Annotated in this window: 17 protein-coding genes and 1 tRNA gene; 13 read left to right on the forward strand and 5 right to left on the reverse strand. The window is 63.7% G+C overall.

Annotated features, from left to right (window positions below; translation table 11 throughout):
- Positions 1 to 60: 60 nt before the first annotated feature.
- The 4 genes from EI545_RS06260 to EI545_RS06275 all read left to right on the forward strand — a co-directional run bounded on the left by EI545_RS06260 (position 61) and on the right by EI545_RS06275 (position 4,921).
- Complete coding sequence (locus EI545_RS06260; RefSeq protein ID WP_125324669.1) at positions 61 to 1,140, forward strand: PLP-dependent cysteine synthase family protein; 1,080 nt, start codon at positions 61 to 63, stop codon at positions 1,138 to 1,140.
- A gap of 53 nt (positions 1,141 to 1,193) precedes the next feature.
- Entirely contained in the window at positions 1,194 to 2,651 is a 1,458-nt protein-coding gene (locus EI545_RS06265) for a pyridoxal phosphate-dependent decarboxylase family protein (RefSeq protein ID WP_245990313.1), read from the forward strand.
- A gap of 218 nt (positions 2,652 to 2,869) precedes the next feature.
- On the forward strand, positions 2,870 to 4,432 hold the full coding sequence (locus EI545_RS06270) for a peroxidase family protein (protein ID WP_125324670.1): 1,563 nt from the start codon (positions 2,870 to 2,872) through the stop codon (positions 4,430 to 4,432).
- A 12-nt stretch (positions 4,433 to 4,444) separates the two neighbouring features.
- Positions 4,445 to 4,921, forward strand: a complete 477-nt coding sequence (locus EI545_RS06275) for a hypothetical protein (protein ID WP_125324671.1) — start codon at positions 4,445 to 4,447, stop codon at positions 4,919 to 4,921.
- Here EI545_RS06275 and EI545_RS06280 read toward each other — a convergent pair whose 3' ends face one another.
- Complete coding sequence (locus EI545_RS06280; protein ID WP_125324672.1) at positions 4,922 to 7,468, reverse strand: adenylate/guanylate cyclase domain-containing protein; 2,547 nt, start codon at positions 7,466 to 7,468, stop codon at positions 4,922 to 4,924. It abuts the gene before it with no gap.
- Positions 7,469 to 7,488: 20 nt separating this feature from the next.
- On the opposite strand from EI545_RS06280, the gene EI545_RS06285 reads away from it, so the two are divergent.
- On the forward strand, positions 7,489 to 8,688 hold the full coding sequence (locus EI545_RS06285; RefSeq protein WP_125324673.1) for a YcaO-like family protein: 1,200 nt from the start codon (positions 7,489 to 7,491) through the stop codon (positions 8,686 to 8,688).
- Positions 8,689 to 8,722: 34 nt separating this feature from the next.
- On the opposite strand, the gene EI545_RS06290 is transcribed toward EI545_RS06285, so the two are convergent.
- Positions 8,723 to 8,797: transfer RNA gene (locus tag EI545_RS06290), tRNA-Thr, on the reverse strand.
- A 109-nt stretch (positions 8,798 to 8,906) separates the two neighbouring features.
- Between EI545_RS06290 and EI545_RS21340 the strand changes: the two genes are divergently transcribed.
- The 6 genes from EI545_RS21340 to EI545_RS06315 all read left to right on the forward strand — a co-directional run bounded on the left by EI545_RS21340 (position 8,907) and on the right by EI545_RS06315 (position 13,327).
- Positions 8,907 to 9,083, forward strand: coding sequence for a hypothetical protein (locus EI545_RS21340; protein ID WP_164517234.1), 177 nt, complete (start codon positions 8,907 to 8,909; stop codon positions 9,081 to 9,083).
- A gap of 5 nt (positions 9,084 to 9,088) precedes the next feature.
- Positions 9,089 to 10,357: a UDP-N-acetylglucosamine 1-carboxyvinyltransferase gene (gene murA / locus EI545_RS06295; RefSeq protein WP_125324674.1), complete on the forward strand. Its 1,269-nt coding sequence runs from the start codon at positions 9,089 to 9,091 to the stop codon at positions 10,355 to 10,357.
- Positions 10,354 to 10,827 carry a DUF2948 family protein gene (locus EI545_RS06300; protein WP_125324675.1) on the forward strand — a complete coding sequence of 158 codons (474 nt, stop codon included), beginning with the start codon at positions 10,354 to 10,356 and terminating at the stop codon, positions 10,825 to 10,827. Before murA ends, EI545_RS06300 begins: the two co-directional genes overlap by 4 nt.
- 165 nt (positions 10,828 to 10,992) lie before the next feature.
- Entirely contained in the window at positions 10,993 to 12,294 is a 1,302-nt protein-coding gene (gene hisD, locus EI545_RS06305) for a histidinol dehydrogenase (RefSeq protein ID WP_125324676.1), read from the forward strand.
- Between the two features lie 83 nt (positions 12,295 to 12,377).
- Entirely contained in the window at positions 12,378 to 12,854 is a 477-nt protein-coding gene (locus EI545_RS06310; RefSeq protein WP_125324677.1) for a UPF0262 family protein, read from the forward strand.
- A 62-nt stretch (positions 12,855 to 12,916) separates the two neighbouring features.
- Positions 12,917 to 13,327, forward strand: coding sequence for an arsenate-mycothiol transferase ArsC (locus tag EI545_RS06315; RefSeq protein ID WP_245990314.1), 411 nt, complete (start codon positions 12,917 to 12,919; stop codon positions 13,325 to 13,327).
- Positions 13,328 to 13,330: 3 nt separating this feature from the next.
- Here EI545_RS06315 and EI545_RS06320 read toward each other — a convergent pair whose 3' ends face one another.
- From EI545_RS06320 to EI545_RS06330, 3 genes are read right to left on the reverse strand one after another with little or no spacing between them, the layout of a single operon-like run.
- Positions 13,331 to 13,858 (reverse strand): helix-turn-helix transcriptional regulator, encoded by a 528-nt coding sequence (locus tag EI545_RS06320; protein WP_125324679.1) that lies wholly within the window; start codon positions 13,856 to 13,858, stop codon positions 13,331 to 13,333.
- Positions 13,855 to 14,532 (reverse strand): cytochrome b/b6 domain-containing protein, encoded by a 678-nt coding sequence (locus EI545_RS06325; protein ID WP_125324680.1) that lies wholly within the window; start codon positions 14,530 to 14,532, stop codon positions 13,855 to 13,857. Before EI545_RS06325 ends, EI545_RS06320 begins: the two co-directional genes overlap by 4 nt.
- A gap of 1 nt (position 14,533) precedes the next feature.
- Positions 14,534 to 14,809: a PepSY domain-containing protein gene (locus EI545_RS06330; protein WP_216842500.1), complete on the reverse strand. Its 276-nt coding sequence runs from the start codon at positions 14,807 to 14,809 to the stop codon at positions 14,534 to 14,536.
- 226 nt (positions 14,810 to 15,035) lie between these two features.
- Here EI545_RS06330 and EI545_RS06335 point away from each other — a divergent pair, with 226 nt between their 5' ends.
- Both EI545_RS06335 and EI545_RS06340 read left to right on the forward strand, forming a co-directional pair.
- The gene (locus EI545_RS06335) at positions 15,036 to 16,253 is read left to right on the forward strand and encodes an AI-2E family transporter (protein WP_125324682.1); all 1,218 of its coding nucleotides are present in this window, start codon (positions 15,036 to 15,038) and stop codon (positions 16,251 to 16,253) included.
- Positions 16,250 to 16,915, forward strand: coding sequence for a P-loop NTPase family protein (locus EI545_RS06340; RefSeq protein WP_125324683.1), 666 nt, complete (start codon positions 16,250 to 16,252; stop codon positions 16,913 to 16,915). The genes EI545_RS06335 and EI545_RS06340 overlap by 4 nt, the downstream gene beginning before the upstream one ends.
- Positions 16,916 to 16,932 lie beyond the last annotated feature (17 nt).

The following is a 16,932-nucleotide window of genomic DNA, read 5'->3' on the forward strand; positions in this document are numbered from 1 at the left end:
AGCGCAATCTGACGACGCGGCGGACCCTTTGGTCGGCCAAATCGCAGAAGGATCATCCGCATGGACGCGCAGACCATTCGCACGACAAAGGGCCGGGGGCGGCTTTATGACAGCATTCTGGACACTGTAGGCGACACGCCTGTGGTGCGGATCAATCACCTCGCCCCGCCGGGTGTCAGGGTTTACGTCAAGGCCGAGTTCTTCAATCCGGCTGCGTCGGTCAAGGATCGGCTGGCGCTGAACATCATCGAGGCGGCTGAACGGGCGGGCACCTTGTTGCCGGGGCAAACCGTGGTCGAGGCGACCAGCGGCAACACTGGCATCGGGTTGGCGATGGTCTGTGCGCAGAAGGGCTATCCTCTGGTCGTGACCATGGCCGACAGCTTTTCGGTCGAGCGGCGGCGGCTGATGCGGATGCTGGGGGCCAAGGTGATCCTGACGCCGCGCGCGCAAAAGGGGACGGGCATGTATATGAAGGCCGTGGAACTGGCCGAAAAGCACGGCTGGTTTCTGGCGCGGCAGTTTGAAACGTCGGCCAATGCCGATATTCACGAGGCGACGACTGCGCGGGAAATCATTGCCGACTTTGCAGGCGACAGGTTGGACTATGTGGTGACCGGCTATGGCACTGGCGGCACGGTCACCGGGATCGCGCGGGTGCTGCGTCGCGAGCGGCCCGAGACGAAGATCATCTTGTCGGAACCCGCCAATGCCCCTTTGGTCGGCAGCGGTGTGGCGCAGGAACGGATGACGGGCGGTGGGCCAGCTGTCAGCCACCCCAGCTTTCAGCCGCACCCGATCCAAGGCTGGACGCCAGATTTCATCCCGCAGGTGTTGCAAGAGGCGATTGATGCGGGCGGCTATGATGAGCTGATTCCGGTGGCGGGGACGGACGGGGTTGCTTGGGCCAAAAAGCTTGCCCAGCGCGAGGGGATCCTGACGGGCATTTCCGGTGGAGCCAGCTTTGCCGTGGCGATGGGAATTGCCGAAACGGCGGCACCCGGCACGGTCATTCTGGCGATGCTGCCCGATACGGGTGAACGCTATCTGTCGACGCCGCTGTTCTCAGACATTCCCGAGGACATGGATGCGGCCGAGTTGGAGCTGTCACTGTCCACGCCGGGGTATCAGCTGGGCTGACCCACCGCGCCCGCGCCTTTGGCGGCCATAGTCCCTGATGAAAGGAGTGCCTGATGGCACGCGATGTGACCTGCACCAGCGAAACGCTCGACCCCGTCGATTGGGAGCACGCAAGGCAACTGGCGCATCGGATGGTGGATGATGCCATCGACGATCTGCGCGATATTCGGGATCGTCCCGTGTGGCAGGCGATGCCCGACCCGGTTCGTGCGGCATTTGGCACGCCGGTGCCGCACGAACCGCAGCCTTTGGACAATATCTGTGCAGAGGTCAAAGCCAACATTCGTCCCTACCGAATGGGCAATGTGCATCCCCGCTTCTGGATGTGGTATATGGGATCCAGCAACCTGACAGGTGCGCTGGCCGATTTTCTGGCGGCGATGGACGGTTCGAACCTTGGCGCGGGCAGTACTGGGGCAAGTCTGGTGGATCGCCAGACCACCGACTGGATTCGCGAGATGATGGGATTTCCCGCCACTGCCAGCGGCACGCTGGTCAACGGCGGGTCGATGGCAAACATCGTCGGACTGATGGCCGCGCGCAACCACATGGCGGGGGTGGACCTGCGACAAACCGGGGTGGCACCCATGCCGCAACCGCTCCGCTTCTATGCCTCGGATCAGGTGCATGCCTGCCACGACAAGGCGATGAACCTGCTGGGGCTGGGGCGGCAGAGCCTGACCCGGGCGCCGTCGGATGCGGCGTTCCGGCTTGATCCAGCCAAACTGCTGGCGGCAATTCAGGCAGACCGCGCCCGGGGCCTGCGCCCGGCCTGTGTGATTGCCACGGCGGGGACCACCAACACCGGGTCGATTGATCCCCTGCCAGAGATCGCCGATCTTTGCGCGCAGGAGGGGCTGTGGCTGCACGTCGACGGATGTGTCGGCGCGCTGGTCGCGATTGCGCCGCAGAACCGGCATCTGGTGGCAGGGATCGACCGGGCGGATTCCCTTGCTCTTGATCTGCACAAGGGTCTGCACGCGCCGTTCGACGTGGGATGCGCCCTGTTGCGCGACCGCCGTCAGCATCGACAGACCTTTGCGGAAGATGCCGAATACTTGCAGAAAACCGCGCGCGGGATCGCCTCTGCCGAGCTTCTCAGCGACTACAATCTGGACACGTCACGCGGCTTCCGGGCGCTGAAAGTGTGGATGATGCTCAAGGAGCACGGGGTTGCGAAGTTCGGCCGGTTGATCGATCAGGCCATCACGCAGGCCCGCTATCTGGACAGCGTGTTTGCTGCCGACCCGCAGATCGAACGGATGGCACCGACGGTCGTCGATATCCTGTGTTTCCGTTTCAACCCCGGCGGGCTGGCCGAGGACGCACTTCGGGCGCTGAATGTCGAGATCATGGTGCAGATGCAGGAAACCGGCATCGCTGCGGTGTCCGATACCACGATCCACGGCCGTCACAGTCTGCGGGTCGCCATCTGCAACCATCGGACAACTCTGGCGGATTTGGACGCCCTGCGGGCCGAGGTTTTGCGGATCGGAAACATCTTGCGGTGAGATCAATCGATGTCCTGACCCACTGCGTTTGCACGTGAAATCAGAGTTGATTTGGCCCCGGAGTTGGCGCACCCTGAAACGGTGAGTATGGCACATCGACGTTGCTTTGTGCCGTAAGACGGAGGCACTTGATGTCCCTCAGTTCACTTCACGGAGGCGGATTTTCCGCCGTGACGATTGACCCCTGCGTCGGGGTTGAACGCTTAAGCCGGCAAGAGGTGAGCTTCAACGTTTATGGGGCCGAGGGGGTTCTGAATACCCCACAGCTTGTCGGCAATGTCACTGAATTGGACGCGCCATCGACCACGTTGACCATTGTGAACGGGGCGCGGGTTGCGGAACTGGTCACCGGGGAAGGGCTGAAGTTCTACTGCCGCATCGCGCCCAGCGTGAAGGGTGGTGACCAGCCTGAATCGGCTGATCTGGAACAGTTGGCGGAGCTTCTGAAAACGTCCGGGTCAGGCCGCAGCGCTGCTGCGCCGGACACCGACATTCCCGCCGCCTACACCTATCTGGGGCAGTTCATCGCGCATGAACTATCCGACCTCCGCGTGCTTGATCCGACGGGCATGGTCACCATCCGCTCGGCGGCACTTGACCTTGACAGCCTGCTTGGCGCGGTTCCGGACACTCCCCTGTCGGCACAGGCGCAAATCTGGAAAGGCGGGGTGGGCATCGGACAGGCGCGGTCCTTTGGTCCGGACGTGCACTACGAGGATCTGCCGCGCAGGGCGGACGGCAAGGCGCTGATCGCTGATGCGCGCAACGACAGCAACCTTGCGCTGGCACAGCTGCATCTGGCGCTGTCCAAGTTCCACCAGCGCATCGCCCAGGACGAAGGCCGCCGCAGTGACGACGGTGCGCAGCGCATCACGCGCCGCCACGTCCAATCCGTGGTGTTGCACGACTACCTGCGCCGGGTGATCGAGCCGGGGGTTTACGATGACATCCTGCTGCATGGTCGGCGTGTCATCCACCCCGGCGGCTTGCCGACCGACACGCCGTTCCTGCTCCCCATCGAATTCGCCGCCGCCTGCTTCCGTGTGGGGCACAGCATGGTGCGCGAGAAGTACGAGGCTTGGGAATATGGTGTGCGGCCCATTCGCCTGAAGACTTTGCTGCACATGACAGGCCAGGGAGGCGGTTTCTTCGGGCTGCGGCACCTGTCGGAGGAGTGGCGGATCAATTGGGCGTCGATGCTGGAACAGCCCAACCCGCCCAGCGTTCGCAACATGGCCGCAGGCATTGACGCAACCCTTGCGCCGGGCTTGCACCGGCTGCCGGACCGTCTTTTCCCGCCCAGCACGCCAAAGGGGGACGGCACCGGTTTGACCAGCGTCGCCCGGGCAACCCTGCTGCGGCAAAGAGGTTTCGAGTTGGGCTCCGGGCAGCAGACGGCCCATGTCGTCAACGGTGCAATCGGCCCGGGGCCGCAGGTTCCGGTGCTGACCCCGCCAGAGATCGCCGCGGCGTTCTCGGACAGCGGCGCGCCCGACACGCCGCTTGCGGAATTCCTTTGCCAATCCGGGCTGCATGCGAACACGCCGCTTTGGCTTTACTGCCTGGCAGAAGCGCGCACGCTTTGCGGGGGTCGGTGCTTCGGCCCGCTGACCAGCCGGATCGTGATGGAAACGATCCATGCCGCCATCGAGGCTGCGCCCGACGGGATTGTCGCGGGCGACGGGCGGACGATCACATTTACCGCGAAAGAGTCACTTTCGGGCAGAAATGAATTTCATTTGCAGGAGCTGATCGCGCATGCCGCGCGGTGGCAATCATAGGAGAGACGCGCCATGCCGTCCATTATTGTGCTGACACAGGAACTTCCAGCTACTGATATGGCCAACATTCCGCCTTCCCATGAGCAGGCTTTGCTTGCCGGAATGAAGATCTTCGGGAACTTCCATATCAACAACTATGATCAGACTTCCTCCCAGACTGCTGCGGAATCCCTGAAGCGCGCGTTTCAACATGCGATTACAAATGGCTGCACCGTCTATTATTGGAGCAACAAGCTGTCCCGGTTTGTCAAACTGACCAATCCAACTAGATCTGGGGTCAACATCAACTTTACCGAGTCTGAAGGCGGCAATTTCAAAATTCACGTTCATCTGGACGAAGGCGGGAATAATCCAAAGATGAACATCACGATGCCGATCGGCGACCACACCACCTATCTGGACCTGTTCAACGCCCTTTCGGCGCAGGACCATAATGCGGGGTCGATCGAATTCTTCGCCGCCGCGACCCTTATCAGTCGCTGCAAATAGTCATTGCCCGCGCATCGCAGTTTCAAGCGCCGCGCGCAGGCTTTCGCGGTCCGCAGCGTTGCGGATCGGGTAAGCGTCAGTGAACCAGTTCAGCACCGCCTCGGCGGTCGGGGGGGTGGTGCCGGCCCAGACCGGGCGCACCGCGTCGATCAGACGCCCGAACTCTTGCCGTGCCGCGTCAATCTGGCCAAGGCGCACCAAGGATGCGGCGGTCCAGCCGGGGTTGTCCACGATCCGGTCGCCCGAAAGCCGCGCGGCCGCCACGGCCTCTTCATGCCGCGCGGACAGAAAATGCACCGAGGCGATGTAGCACCACTGGTAATCGCTCAGCAGGGGCGAGATGCGCTGGACATGCGCGACAAGGGCCTGCGCCCGGTCGGGATGACCGACAAAGGCGTAGCCCATGGCGCAGGATACCAGCGTCGCGGCGCTGTTGGGGTTCAGGCGCGCCGCCAGATCAAAATGGATCGCCGCACGGTCGAAGGCATTGGTCATTGCGGCGGTCCAGGCCACGGCAAGGTGGTTGCGGGCGTCGAGGGGATCAATTTCAACGGCCCGCTCGGCATAGGCGTGTGCCTGCCGCGCACTGGCAACGGACCGGGACAGGCCGGGGCGCACCACATGCTGCACGTTGCGGAAACTGGCAAGGCTGGAATAGGCCGGGGCAAAGCCTTCATCCCGCTCGATGACGCGCAGCAGGATCGCCTCCGCTTCGTCGGCCGCCGCTGGCTCCCAGCGTGCGAAGATCTGTTCTGCCCGAAGCCACTCGTCATGGCTCAATGCGTCATTCCCGCCCGAACGGGTGACCCGGTAAAGGCGGTCAGCAGAGATGTAGGTTTCAAGATGCGCTGCGATCCGTCCGATGATGGTGCGCTGCAGATTGGCCCAGTCCTGAAGACTGACGGTGTATTCGTCGCTCCACACCACACGATTTGCGGTGTCACGAAGCCTTACCCGCAGTTGCGGACCCGACGCAGTTGCAAGGTAAGTGCCTGAAATTGCATATTGCCCGGGCGCAGGGTCCGTTTGTGTGGCGATGCCCGGTTCGTCCGTGTCGGTCACCGACCATTCGCGAAAACGCGCCAGATTTGCCAGAAGCTCGCTTCGAAAGCCTGCCATGACATGGTCCTCGACCAAACCACTCCCGCCAAAGGACAGAACGTCAATGCGCAAGAGTCGCGTGCGCGCGGATTGACTGGCGACAGTATCCGGTTTGGACGGCCTCGGCTCGGCAACCGAACCCTCGCGGGCTGACCGCAGCGCCTCGGTCACATCAGCGCCGGGTGCAAGATCGAAGCGGCTTCGCAGGTAGCTTTCCAGTCGGGCATATTCTCCAAGCGCCGCTGCCCGATTCCGGTTCAGCGCGTGATACCAGATCAGAGCGGCCGAGGCGGCTTCGTTGCCCGGGTCGATCCCGATGATTGCCTGTGCCGCATCGCGGCTGATATCGTCCCCCAGCGTGGATCTTCCCAGAAGACCGGACAAGGCCGCCAGCATCCGCGACCGCCACGATGCCCGCATCACTTGAAGCCATCCCGTGAACACCGGGCTTAGCCCGTCAAAGCCGTCCAGAATGAGATCCGGCCAGTCGGTCGTCTTGAGCAGAAGGTCCGGCACCCGGCCCCGCCGGATCTCGCGTTCAGCGACCACAAGGTCGGTGTCGAAGTGCAATTCGTTCAGGCCAATGCAGCCGTCGGCGGACACAACAAGCCGCGCAAGATCCCCGGAAAGCGATTGCATCAGCTTTCGGCGGCATTCGGCAAAAGCGCGGGCTGCGGCCTTCTGCTCTCCCGGCCAGAGCAGGCTTGCCATCTTTTCATGGCGCTGTCGTAGTCCTTCGCTCAGCACCAGGAACCCAAACAGGGCAGAGGATTTTCTGCTTGCCGGAAAGTTGACCTCTGCCCCCGGAAACCGCAGCGCCAGTTTGCCGACAAGCGTCACCAGCGGAATCTCAACGTCCGGCGTTTGGGATACGGCACCTTCTTCGGGGATGAGGTAGAGCGGTATCTGCTCGGCGATGTTTTTAAGGGGAGGGCTGCCAAAGGATTCAAAGCGATACCCGCTTTCTTGCCGAACCTCGTTATATGCAAGTTCCGACAGGACACAGCTGCCCGGCAATGCCTCGGCCTGAATGCGGGCCGCCACATTGACAGCGTGGCCGTAGATCGCTCCATTGACGTCATGCACGTCTCCGGCATGAATTCCCACGCGGAACCGGGTGCGCGTCGCCTGCCCTTCCTGGCGCTTGGACACAAGACGATGCAATTCCATGCCGAATTCGACAGCATCCATCACCCGCTCGAACAGAACGAGATAGCCATCGCCCGTCGTCTGAACGAGCCGCCCTCCAAAGCGAGCGCCAAGTTCTTCGACAAGATCGCTGCACGCAATCATGAAGTCCAGCGTTCCAAGCTCGTCGCGGCTCATGAGGGCGCTGTATCCGACAATGTCGGCGAACAGCACGGCGTGATGTCGCGTCACGGCTGTACTCGGCTGTCCGTGGCGGACATCCGACCGTTCATCGGTGCTGGCGACAAGCTCAGGCATCGTGATCCGGAATTTCGCTGATGTATTCGCTGGATACACTAGAGCGCCATTTTCGGCAAATTCGAATGTCGCCACCGGATTGGCCGCGCCATGTGATCGCCGCGGTTGCCGGGGAAGACGCCATTGCGCAGTGGCCCCGTTTTCCGCAAGGCGCGACGCTTGCGCAGCACCGCCTCGGGCACGGCGCCGGGGAAGACGTCGCGACTGCCCGAACGCGGGCGGTTGGAGAGCTTGTGGAGATCGCGAGTTGCTGCGTCTGGGGCGACGAGGACATCAGAACAGCCGCGCAAGCGGACTTGCCGGGCCAAAGTTTCGGGCCGTCTGAACTATGCGGCTTCTCGACGGCCCAGACAGCGGATCGGGAGTTGTGGAACCGGCACCTCACGGGTCTCGACTGGATTCCTGAAACGGCAGACCCGGCTCAGCCGCTCGACTGGATGCAGGCGAAATGCCTGTTCACCGGTGAGGCGATCTTCGTTCCGGCGGATTGCGTGCTGATCGGACGGCGTGCACCCGGGGACGTGGCGGCCTGTGCCATCGCGGATACGAACGGCTGTGCCGCAGGCGCAACGAAAGAAGACGCGTGCCTGCGCGCCCTTTTCGAATTGATCGAGCGCGATGCGGTGGGGCTATGGTGGTATGGCCAAAGACACGCGCCTGTCATCGAACAAGCCTCGCACGAGGTCTGCGAACCTGTCCAAATGCACCTAGAGCGGCGCGGACGACGCCTGCTGCTCCTTGACGTCACGTCTGACCTTGGCGTTCCAACGGTTGCAGCTTTGGCCATGGATGCAGCTGGTGGCCACGTCGGGGCGGGCTTCGCGACACGGGCGAACCTGAATGCCGCCGTTTGCGCGGCAGTTACCGAGCTCATGCAGATGGAACTCCGGGTCGCCGCCGCGCAATCCGGGCTATCGTCTGATGCTGTGCTGAAGCCATGGTTCCAAGAGGTCCGCTTCAAGCAGCTGATCCCATTTCTGGATCAACCGCGCATCGAACAGGTTCCTCATTCAAAAGCCGATATTGACCTTGATGTCTGCATGACGCGCCTGAAGGCAGCCGGCTGTCGGTTTGCCATACTTGATTTCACACGTCCCGAGTTCGCCGTTCCGGTCATCCGCGCAATCGCACCTGACCTTTGCCACTGGAAACCACGTTTCGGCCGCAAGAGGCTGTCAGCCGGCAACGGCGCAATCAACCCTCAGCTCTTGCGCATATGAGCGAAGGATACTTTTTCAGAATCAAGGAGATAAATGGTGCTGCAAGAGAGGATTGAACTCTCGACCTCTCCCTTACCAAGGGAGTGCTCTACCACTGAGCTACTGCAGCGCCGTTGATGGCGGGGGAGATAGACGCAATCGGGAAAGGGTGCAAGAGGGTTTTCCTTGGTCTCGCACCGGTCTCTGGACCGCCATCCCCACCTGCGCTATGGAGACCCATGCGCAGCCCATCCGACCCGTCGAACCGCGAAAGGCCCGGAAACCCCAAGCCTGCTACGGCGCGGGAGGACCGGCTCAAGGCGGCGCTGAAGGCCAACATGGCGCGCAGGAAGGCTCAGGCGAAGGCCAGGACCAACCGGGATACCGGGTCCGGCGAAACCGACAATAACGGATAGGGCAGATGGATTCGATACTGGTGCGCGGCAATGGGGCTTTGTCGGGGGCAATCCCGATTGCGGGGGCGAAGAACGCCTGCTTGACGTTGATGCCCGCGACGCTTCTGTCGGATGAACCGCTGACGCTGACCAACGCGCCGCGCCTGTCGGACATCGCCACGATGACCCAGTTGCTGCAATCGCTGGGGGCCGAGGTGGCAAGTCTGCAGGACGGCCTTGTGCTGGCGCTGTCCAGCCATTCGATCACCAACTTCAAGGCCGACTACGACATTGTCCGCAAGATGCGCGCCTCGATCCTTGTGCTTGGGCCGATGCTGGCGCGCTATGGCCACGCGGTCGTGTCCTTGCCGGGCGGCTGCGCCATTGGGGCCCGGCCGGTGGACCTGCACCTCAAGGCGCTTGAGGCGATGGGCGCCGATCTTGACCTGCGCGATGGCTATGTCCATGCCAAGGCCCCCGGCGGGCGGCTGAAGGGCGCGGTTGTGGATTTCCCCTTTGTCTCGGTCGGGGCGACCGAAAACGCGCTGATGGCGGCAACGCTGGCCAAGGGGACGACCGTTCTGAAGAACGCAGCGCGCGAGCCCGAGATTGTCGACCTCGCCCGCTGCCTGAAGAAGATGGGCGCGAAGATTGAGGGTGAGGGTACGTCCACCATCACCATCGAGGGGACCGACCGCCTTGGCGGGGCCACGCATCAGGTGGTCACCGACCGGATCGAACTTGGCACCTACATGCTCGTCCCCGCCATCTGCGGCGGTGAGGTGGAATGCCTTGGCGGCACGCTGGAACTGGTGGGTGCCTTCGCCGAAAAGCTGGATCAGGCGGGCGTGTCGGTGACCCAGACCAACCGGGGGCTGAAAGTGTCGCGCAAGAACGGCCGCGTCCGGGCCGTCGATGTGATGACCGAACCCTTCCCCGGCTTCCCGACCGACCTGCAGGCCCAGATGATGGCGCTGCTTTGCACGGCTGACGGTGTGTCTGTGCTGGAAGAAAAGATCTTTGAAAACCGGTTCATGCATGCCCCCGAATTGATCCGGATGGGCGCAAGGATCGACGTGCACGGCGGCACTGCCACGGTGACCGGGGTGGAACGCCTGCGCGGCGCGCCGGTCATGGCGACCGACTTGCGCGCGTCAGTCTCGCTGATCCTTGCAGGGCTTGCGGCGGAAGGTGAAACCGTGGTCAGCCGCGTTTACCATCTGGATCGCGGGTATGAGCGGGTGGAAGAAAAGCTGCGCGCCTGCGGGGCGCAGATCGAGCGGATCTCGGCATGACCGATGCCCGCTTTCAGGATGGCGGTGAGGGGCCGCTGCATCTTGTGGCGCAAGACGCCGAAGATGTGCGCGTGATCTCGACCCTTGTGCAAGACGCGGTCCTGCCGGTGACCGAGATCAGCCACGACCCCAAGCGCCGCCGCTTTGCGCTGATGCTGAACCGGTTCCGTTGGGAAGACCGCAGCCAGGCCGAGGCGGTGGGCCGGCCCTATGAGCGTGTCCGGTCGGTGCTGGTGGTCGAGGATGTGCTGAAGGTGCAAAGCTTCGGCATTGACCGCAGCGACAAGGATCTGGTGCTGTCGCTCCTCTCGGTCGACTTTGCGGCGGGCGCGGATGGCACGGGCCGCCTGACGCTGACCCTAGCAGGCGATGGTGCCATTGCGCTGGATGTCGAGGCGCTGGAAGTGCGGCTGGAAGACGTGACCCGCCCCTACCGCGCGCCCTCGGGCAAGGTTCCAACCCACGACTGATCGCCTCACCCCGGAATTTTCAAAAATTCCGGACCGGAGCCTTCAAAGGCTCCGACCCGATGTCTTCGAAGAAATCGGCCCCGGCCCAACGCTGTCGCACTGGTCCGGCTTGAGGCCCCCGCCCCCCCGCGCTATCTGGGGCCCAACTGCTGAAAGGTCCCAGCCATGCCCGTGTTCCTGAACTCTGCCGATCCGGGCTTTGAAACCGCTTTCGGCGCGCTGCTTGGCCAAAAGCGCGAAGAGGCCGAGGATGTGGACCTCGCCGTCGCGCAGATCATCGCCGATGTCCGCGCCCGGGGCGATGCCGAGGTGATCGACCTTACAGCGCGTTTCGACCGGCTGGTGCTGACCCAGGACACCCTCGCCTTCTCAGACGACGAAATCGCGGCTGAAATTGCCAAGGTCTCGCCCGAAGATCGCGCCGCACTCGAACTGGCCGCTGACCGCATCCGCGCCTACCACGCCCGCCAGAAGCCGCAGGATGACAGCTGGACCGATGCCAGCGGCGCGACCCTTGGCTGGCGTTGGACGCCGGTTTCCGCCGCGGGGCTTTATGTGCCGGGGGGGACCGCCTCCTATCCGTCCAGCGTGCTGATGAACGCGATCCCGGCCAAGGTGGCGGGGGTTGAACGCCTTGTCATCGCCTGCCCCACCCCGGGGGGTGTGGTCAATCCACTGGTCCTGCTGGCCGCGCAGATTGCAGGGGTCGATGTGGTCTACCGCATCGGTGGCGCGCAGGCGATTGCCGCGCTGGCCTATGGCACCCAGACCATCGCCCCGGTCGACAAGATCACCGGCCCCGGCAATGCCTATGTCGCCGCCGCCAAGCGCCGGGTCTTTGGCCGCGTCGGCATCGACATGATCGCCGGGCCATCGGAAATCCTCGTCATCGCTGATGGCGACAACGACCCCGACTGGATCGCGCTTGACCTCCTAAGCCAAGCCGAACACGACGCTTCGGCCCAGTCGATCCTGATCACCACGGATGCCGCCTTTGGCCAAGCCGTCGCCGCCGCCGTCGCCAAGCGGCTGGAGATGCTGGACCGCCGTGCCATCGCCGGGGCCAGCTGGCGCGACAACGGGGCCGTCATCACCGTCCAGACCCTTGACGAAGCCGCCGCCTTGTCCAACCGCATCGCGCCCGAGCATCTGGAGCTTTGCACCAGTGACCCCGATGCGCTGAGCCAGAAGATCACCCACGCCGGCGCGATCTTCCTTGGCCAGTGGACGCCAGAGGCGATTGGCGATTATGTCGGCGGCCCGAACCATGTGCTGCCTACGGCACGCTCGGCCCGGTTTTCATCCGGCCTCTCGGTGCTTGATTTCATGAAGCGCACCACCCTTGCCAAGATGACCCCAGCCGCGCTCAAGGCCATCGGCCCCGCCGCCGAACGTCTGGCGATCAGCGAAAGCCTGCAGGCGCACGGCCTTTCCGTCCGTGCCCGCCTTGACCGGCTGAACGATTGACCGGCTGAACGATTGCCCCCTTCGCGCTTGCGAAGCGGGCAGCGGTCGGGCATCAAAACAGGGTTCGCGCTGAAGGGCTGCACATGAACCGTATCTGCCACATCGAGATCGACGAAAAAGGCCTCGCCCGCCCCACGCCCGAGATCGAGCAGGAACGCCGCGTGGCGATCTATGACCTTTTGGAAGAGAATCTCTTCGTCCTGCCCAAAAAGCCCGACCGAGAGCTTCCCGCAGGGCCTTACCGCGTCAAACTTGCCATCCGCGACGGCCGCCTCGTGTTCGACATCTGTACCGAGGACGGCGAAAAGGCTGCTGAATTCCACCTGTCGCTGGGCCCGTTCCGGCAGGTGGTGAAGGACTACTTCCAAATCTGCGAAAACTACTTCGACGCCGTCAAGCGCCTGCCCCCCAGCCAGATCGAGGCGATCGACATGGCCCGCCGTGGCATCCACAACGAAGGCGCCTCGATCCTGCGCGAACGGCTGGAAGGGAAAGCCGACGTCGACACCGACACCGCGCGCCGCCTGTTTACCCTGATCTGCGTCCTGCACTGGGGCTGAGCTTGGGCGATTTCCCCCAGTCGGTACTGTTCTGCTGCGATCACAACGCCGTCCGGTCCCCCATGGCCGAGGCACTGATGAAGCAGATGTACGGCCAGCGCGCCTATGTCCAATCCGCCGGCGTCAAGAATGACATGGAGGTGGACGGGTTTTCCGTCGCCGTCTGTCAGGAAATGGGGATCGAACTCAGCCGCCACCGCTCACGCAGCTTTGAGGAGATGCAGGAATGGGGCGATGACCTGTCGCAGTTCGATCTGATCGTCGCACTGTCCCCCGCCAGCCAGCGCATGGCCCTGGAACTGACGCGCTTTCACCATCTGGATATCGAGTATTGGCCGATCCTTGATCCCACCGGCCTTGGCGAAACGCGGGATGCAAAGCTGTCAGCCTATCGCCAGACCCGCGACCAGATCAGGGAAAGAATGCTGACACGCTTCGGCCCGCCGACCGAGGGGGGTGAAGGCACAGCCTGACCCTCAGGTCGCGGCGGTGACGCCCTGGCCAAGCAGATCTTCGACGAAGAACGCGGCGAACTGGGCACGGCCCGACACTCCGGCCTTGGCGTAGATCCGGGTCAGTTGCGCGCGGACCGTTCCAGCCGCCGCGCCACGCATCTCGGCGATTTCGGCAACGTCGAGGCCCTTCAACGCCAGAAAGGCCACGTCGCGCTCGGCGGGCGTCAGGGCCCAGGCCTGGAACTGTCGCTCGATCACGTCGGACAAGGCCCCGCGGGCCACGTCAAGCGCGGCTTCCTGACTGCGCAGGAACTCGATCGTGCGGCGCAAGGCGTAAGCGCCGAAGAAGATCCCAAGGACAAGGGCGACCGTCACGGTCGCCTCAAAAATGAAATGGATCGAGGTCGGGTCCTCGCGCAGGTCACCGATCACATCGCCGACGAAGAACACGGTGCCAAACGTCTGGATCAAGAGGAACGCCGAAAGCGCGGCCGTCTGGTGACGCGCCGCACTTTTGGGGTCGGTCGGGGGCCGGCGCAGAACCGTCATTTCCGCCGGTCGCCCTTTGCCCCGAACAGCATGGGGGCCAGAAGGTTGCGCCGCAGCAGACGGCCTTCGACGAAGACACCGGCCACATGCAGGGCCGCCAGAATCAAAAGCAGGTTTGCCGCCACCTCATGCACCTCTTCCGCAACATCACCCATAACCGAGTCCTGATCACTGTCCCCGTCGCGGACCAAGGCAGCCCAATCGCCTGATGCAACCGCCGCCTTGTCGGCGGCAACCTGCATCGGCGTCGCTCCGCCGGTCATGACAAGACCTGTGGCCACAACAGCCGCAAGTGCCAGCCAGAACATATACACCATAAGCGCACCCGCCGGGTTGTGCGAGGGGTAGTCGCGCGGCTTATCGCCGCTGAACAGCCCCCGCAAATGCGCAACTGCGCGGACCGGGTTCGGGGGAAAGGCGGAAAAGCGCGCTTCCCTTGGACCAAGCACCCCCCAGACCAGCCGCAACAGCAGCATCGCCATCACCATCCAGCCGATCAGGACATGGGCAAGGCTGCCACCTTCGGTCACCAACGCATTCAGCAGAACTGACACGGCGATTCCCCAATGCGACAGGCGCACCACCGGGTCCCACAGGGCCGGTGGGCTGGCAAGCTGGTCCTTGACGGTTGGCGTGCTGACGGTCTGCGTACGGACAGTCCGGGGGGTTGCCATGTCAGTCTTCCGCCTTGATGTCGACCACCGCGCCGGATGCGGGGTCGATATAGACCTCCATCATCGCGCCAGTGGCGCTATCCTTGCACTTGGCCTCGATCTTGCCGTCTTCGGCTTCGAACTCGTCAACCGTGCAGCCAGCGGCTTCCAGCGCAGCCGTTGCCGCGACCGGTTCAGTGCCGACGACATCGCCAATGGCGGGCATGGCGACAGCCGCCATCGGGGCAAGGACGGGAAGCGCAGCAAGGATGATCAGAGACAGGACTCTGGGTTTCATGGGGTAGCCTTTCATAATCGGTCCGCGATCTCAGGGGCGGACAGTCGACCGGGGCACCACGCTCCGGGCTGCCCTTCCCTTCTCCTGACTGCCGACCATCGTCTATCTGCCGAATGTTTATCCGGCCCGCTCTAAGCAAGCGCTGACAGCGGTTCTTCGCTGGTCGGTCCCCTTGCGCCGAGGCGCGGCAGGGGCGATATGTGCAAAAGACTTCAAGGAACCCGCCATGGCCCTGCCAATCCGTGACCAGATCCGTTACTGGGGCATCGTTGCCGTGGTGTTTCTGCTGCTGCTCTGGTTCCTTGGCAACGTGCTCTTGCCGTTTCTTGTCGGCGGGGCCATCGCCTATTTCCTTGATCCCGTGGCCGACCGGCTGGAGCGCGCAGGCCTAAGTCGCGTCGCGGCCACGACCGTAATCTCGCTTGCAGCGCTGGTTCTGGTGATCCTGCTGGTGCTGGCGGTGATCCCCACACTGGTCAACCAGTTGACCGCGCTGGTCAACGCCGCCCCCGATATTGCCAAACGCTTGCAGGAATTTCTCCTGGCGCGGTTCCCGGATCTGGCCGACAGCACCTCGACCATCCGCCAGACCCTTGCCGAGATCGGCGCGGCGATTCAGGCGCGTGGGGCGGAACTGGCCAATGGGCTGCTGTCCTCGGCGCTTGGCGTCATCTCTGCCATCGTCTTCATCGTCGTCGTCCCTGTGGTGGCCTTCTATCTGCTTCTGGACTGGGACAAGATGGTGCAGCGGATCGACTCCATGCTGCCCTTGGACCACGCCCCCACGATCCGCCGTCTGGGCCGCGAGGTTGACGCTGTCCTTGCCGGGTTCGTGCGGGGGCAGGTTTCGGTCTGCCTGACGCTGGGCACCTTCTACGCCGTGGCGCTGATGGCGGCGGGGCTGCAGTTCGGGCTGGTCGTCGGCGCGATTGCCGGGGCGATCACCTTCATTCCCTATGTCGGGTCGATCATCGGCGGCACGCTGGCCGTCGGCTTGGCGCTGTTCCAGTTCTGGGGTGACTGGGTGCAGATCGGGATCATCGCCGCGATCTTTGCCTTCGGCCAGTTCATCGAGGGCAATGTGCTGACGCCCCGGCTGGTCGGCAAGTCGGTCGGGCTGCACCCGGTCTGGCTGTTGTTCGCGCTGTCGGCCTTTGGGTCGGTCTTCGGCTTTGTCGGCATGCTGATCGCCGTGCCGGTGGCCGCCGCGATCGGGGTGCTGACGCGCTTTGGCGTGCAGCAGTACCAATCAAGCCTCCTGTATCGCGGCACCGCATCCAAGGCCGAGGCCAAGGCAAAGGCCGACGCGGGTACTGAAGGTGCGGGTACAGAAGGTGTGGGCGCAGAAGTTGTGCGCTCAGAACCCGAACCCAAACCCCAGACACCCGCCGCCAAGCCCCGGCGCAGCCGCAAATCCACGGCGACGGGCGGAGACGGCGCTTGATCCGTCAACTGGCCTTTGACCTGCCGCCGACAGAAGCCCTTTCGCGGGCAGATTTCTTTGTGTCCCCATCAAACACTCTGGCCCTGCAGGCGGTCGAAGGGTGGCGCGACTGGCCGGGGGGCAAGCTTGTGCTGGTCGGCCCGGAAGGATCGGGCAAGACCCACCTGACCCATATCTGGGCCGAGGCGTCGGGGGCGGCGATCCTGCAGGCCCGCGACCTTGCCGAGGTGGATATTGCCGCACTCGCCGGTCGGGCCGTAGCGGTCGAGGACGCGCAGCAGATCGGCATGGCCGAGGCGGCCCTTTTCCATCTGCACAATGTCGTCACCGCCGGGGGCACCCTTTTGCTGACGGCAACCACACCCCCGCGCGACTGGGGCCTGCGGCTGGCCGATCTTCTCAGCCGGATGCAGGCGGCGCAGGTCGCCCAGCTGATGGCCCCCGATGACGGGTTGCTTTCGGCCGTGCTCGTCAAGCTTTTCGCCGACCGTCAGGTTGCGGTGGCGCCAAACCTGATCCCCTATCTGGTCAGCCGCATGCCCCGGTCCGTGGGCGCGGCGCGGGGGCTGGTGGCGGCGCTGGATGCGCAGGCGCTGGCGCTTGGCCGTCCGGTGACCCGTGCCCTTGCCGGTGATGTTCTGGACAGGTTGGGGAACGGGTGAAACAGTGTCACGATCCT

The organism is Tabrizicola piscis (assembly GCF_003940805.1).
Lineage (GTDB): Bacteria > Pseudomonadota > Alphaproteobacteria > Rhodobacterales > Rhodobacteraceae > Tabrizicola > Tabrizicola piscis.

Excerpts from the sequence above, each read along its gene's own strand:
- EI545_RS06280 (WP_125324672.1), bottom strand. The coding sequence starts at position 7,468 with ATGCCTGAGCTTGTCGCCAGCACCGATGAACGGTCGGATGTCCGCCAC.
- EI545_RS21340 (WP_164517234.1), top strand. The coding sequence starts at position 8,907 with ATGCGCAGCCCATCCGACCCGTCGAACCGCGAAAGGCCCGGAAACCCC.
- EI545_RS06315 (WP_245990314.1), top strand. The coding sequence starts at position 12,917 with ATGGCCGAGGCACTGATGAAGCAGATGTACGGCCAGCGCGCCTATGTC.
- EI545_RS06285 (WP_125324673.1), top strand. The coding sequence starts at position 7,489 with ATGTATTCGCTGGATACACTAGAGCGCCATTTTCGGCAAATTCGAATG.
- EI545_RS06335 (WP_125324682.1), top strand. The coding sequence starts at position 15,036 with ATGGCCCTGCCAATCCGTGACCAGATCCGTTACTGGGGCATCGTTGCC.
- EI545_RS06325 (WP_125324680.1), bottom strand. The coding sequence starts at position 14,532 with ATGGCAACCCCCCGGACTGTCCGTACGCAGACCGTCAGCACGCCAACC.
- EI545_RS06300 (WP_125324675.1), top strand. The coding sequence starts at position 10,354 with ATGACCGATGCCCGCTTTCAGGATGGCGGTGAGGGGCCGCTGCATCTT.
- murA (WP_125324674.1), top strand. The coding sequence starts at position 9,089 with ATGGATTCGATACTGGTGCGCGGCAATGGGGCTTTGTCGGGGGCAATC.
- EI545_RS06310 (WP_125324677.1), top strand. The coding sequence starts at position 12,378 with ATGAACCGTATCTGCCACATCGAGATCGACGAAAAAGGCCTCGCCCGC.
- EI545_RS06275 (WP_125324671.1), top strand. The coding sequence starts at position 4,445 with ATGCCGTCCATTATTGTGCTGACACAGGAACTTCCAGCTACTGATATG.
- EI545_RS06330 (WP_216842500.1), bottom strand. The coding sequence starts at position 14,809 with ATGAAACCCAGAGTCCTGTCTCTGATCATCCTTGCTGCGCTTCCCGTC.
- EI545_RS06320 (WP_125324679.1), bottom strand. The coding sequence starts at position 13,858 with ATGACGGTTCTGCGCCGGCCCCCGACCGACCCCAAAAGTGCGGCGCGT.
- EI545_RS06265 (WP_245990313.1), top strand. The coding sequence starts at position 1,194 with ATGGCACGCGATGTGACCTGCACCAGCGAAACGCTCGACCCCGTCGAT.
- hisD (WP_125324676.1), top strand. The coding sequence starts at position 10,993 with ATGCCCGTGTTCCTGAACTCTGCCGATCCGGGCTTTGAAACCGCTTTC.
- EI545_RS06260 (WP_125324669.1), top strand. The coding sequence starts at position 61 with ATGGACGCGCAGACCATTCGCACGACAAAGGGCCGGGGGCGGCTTTAT.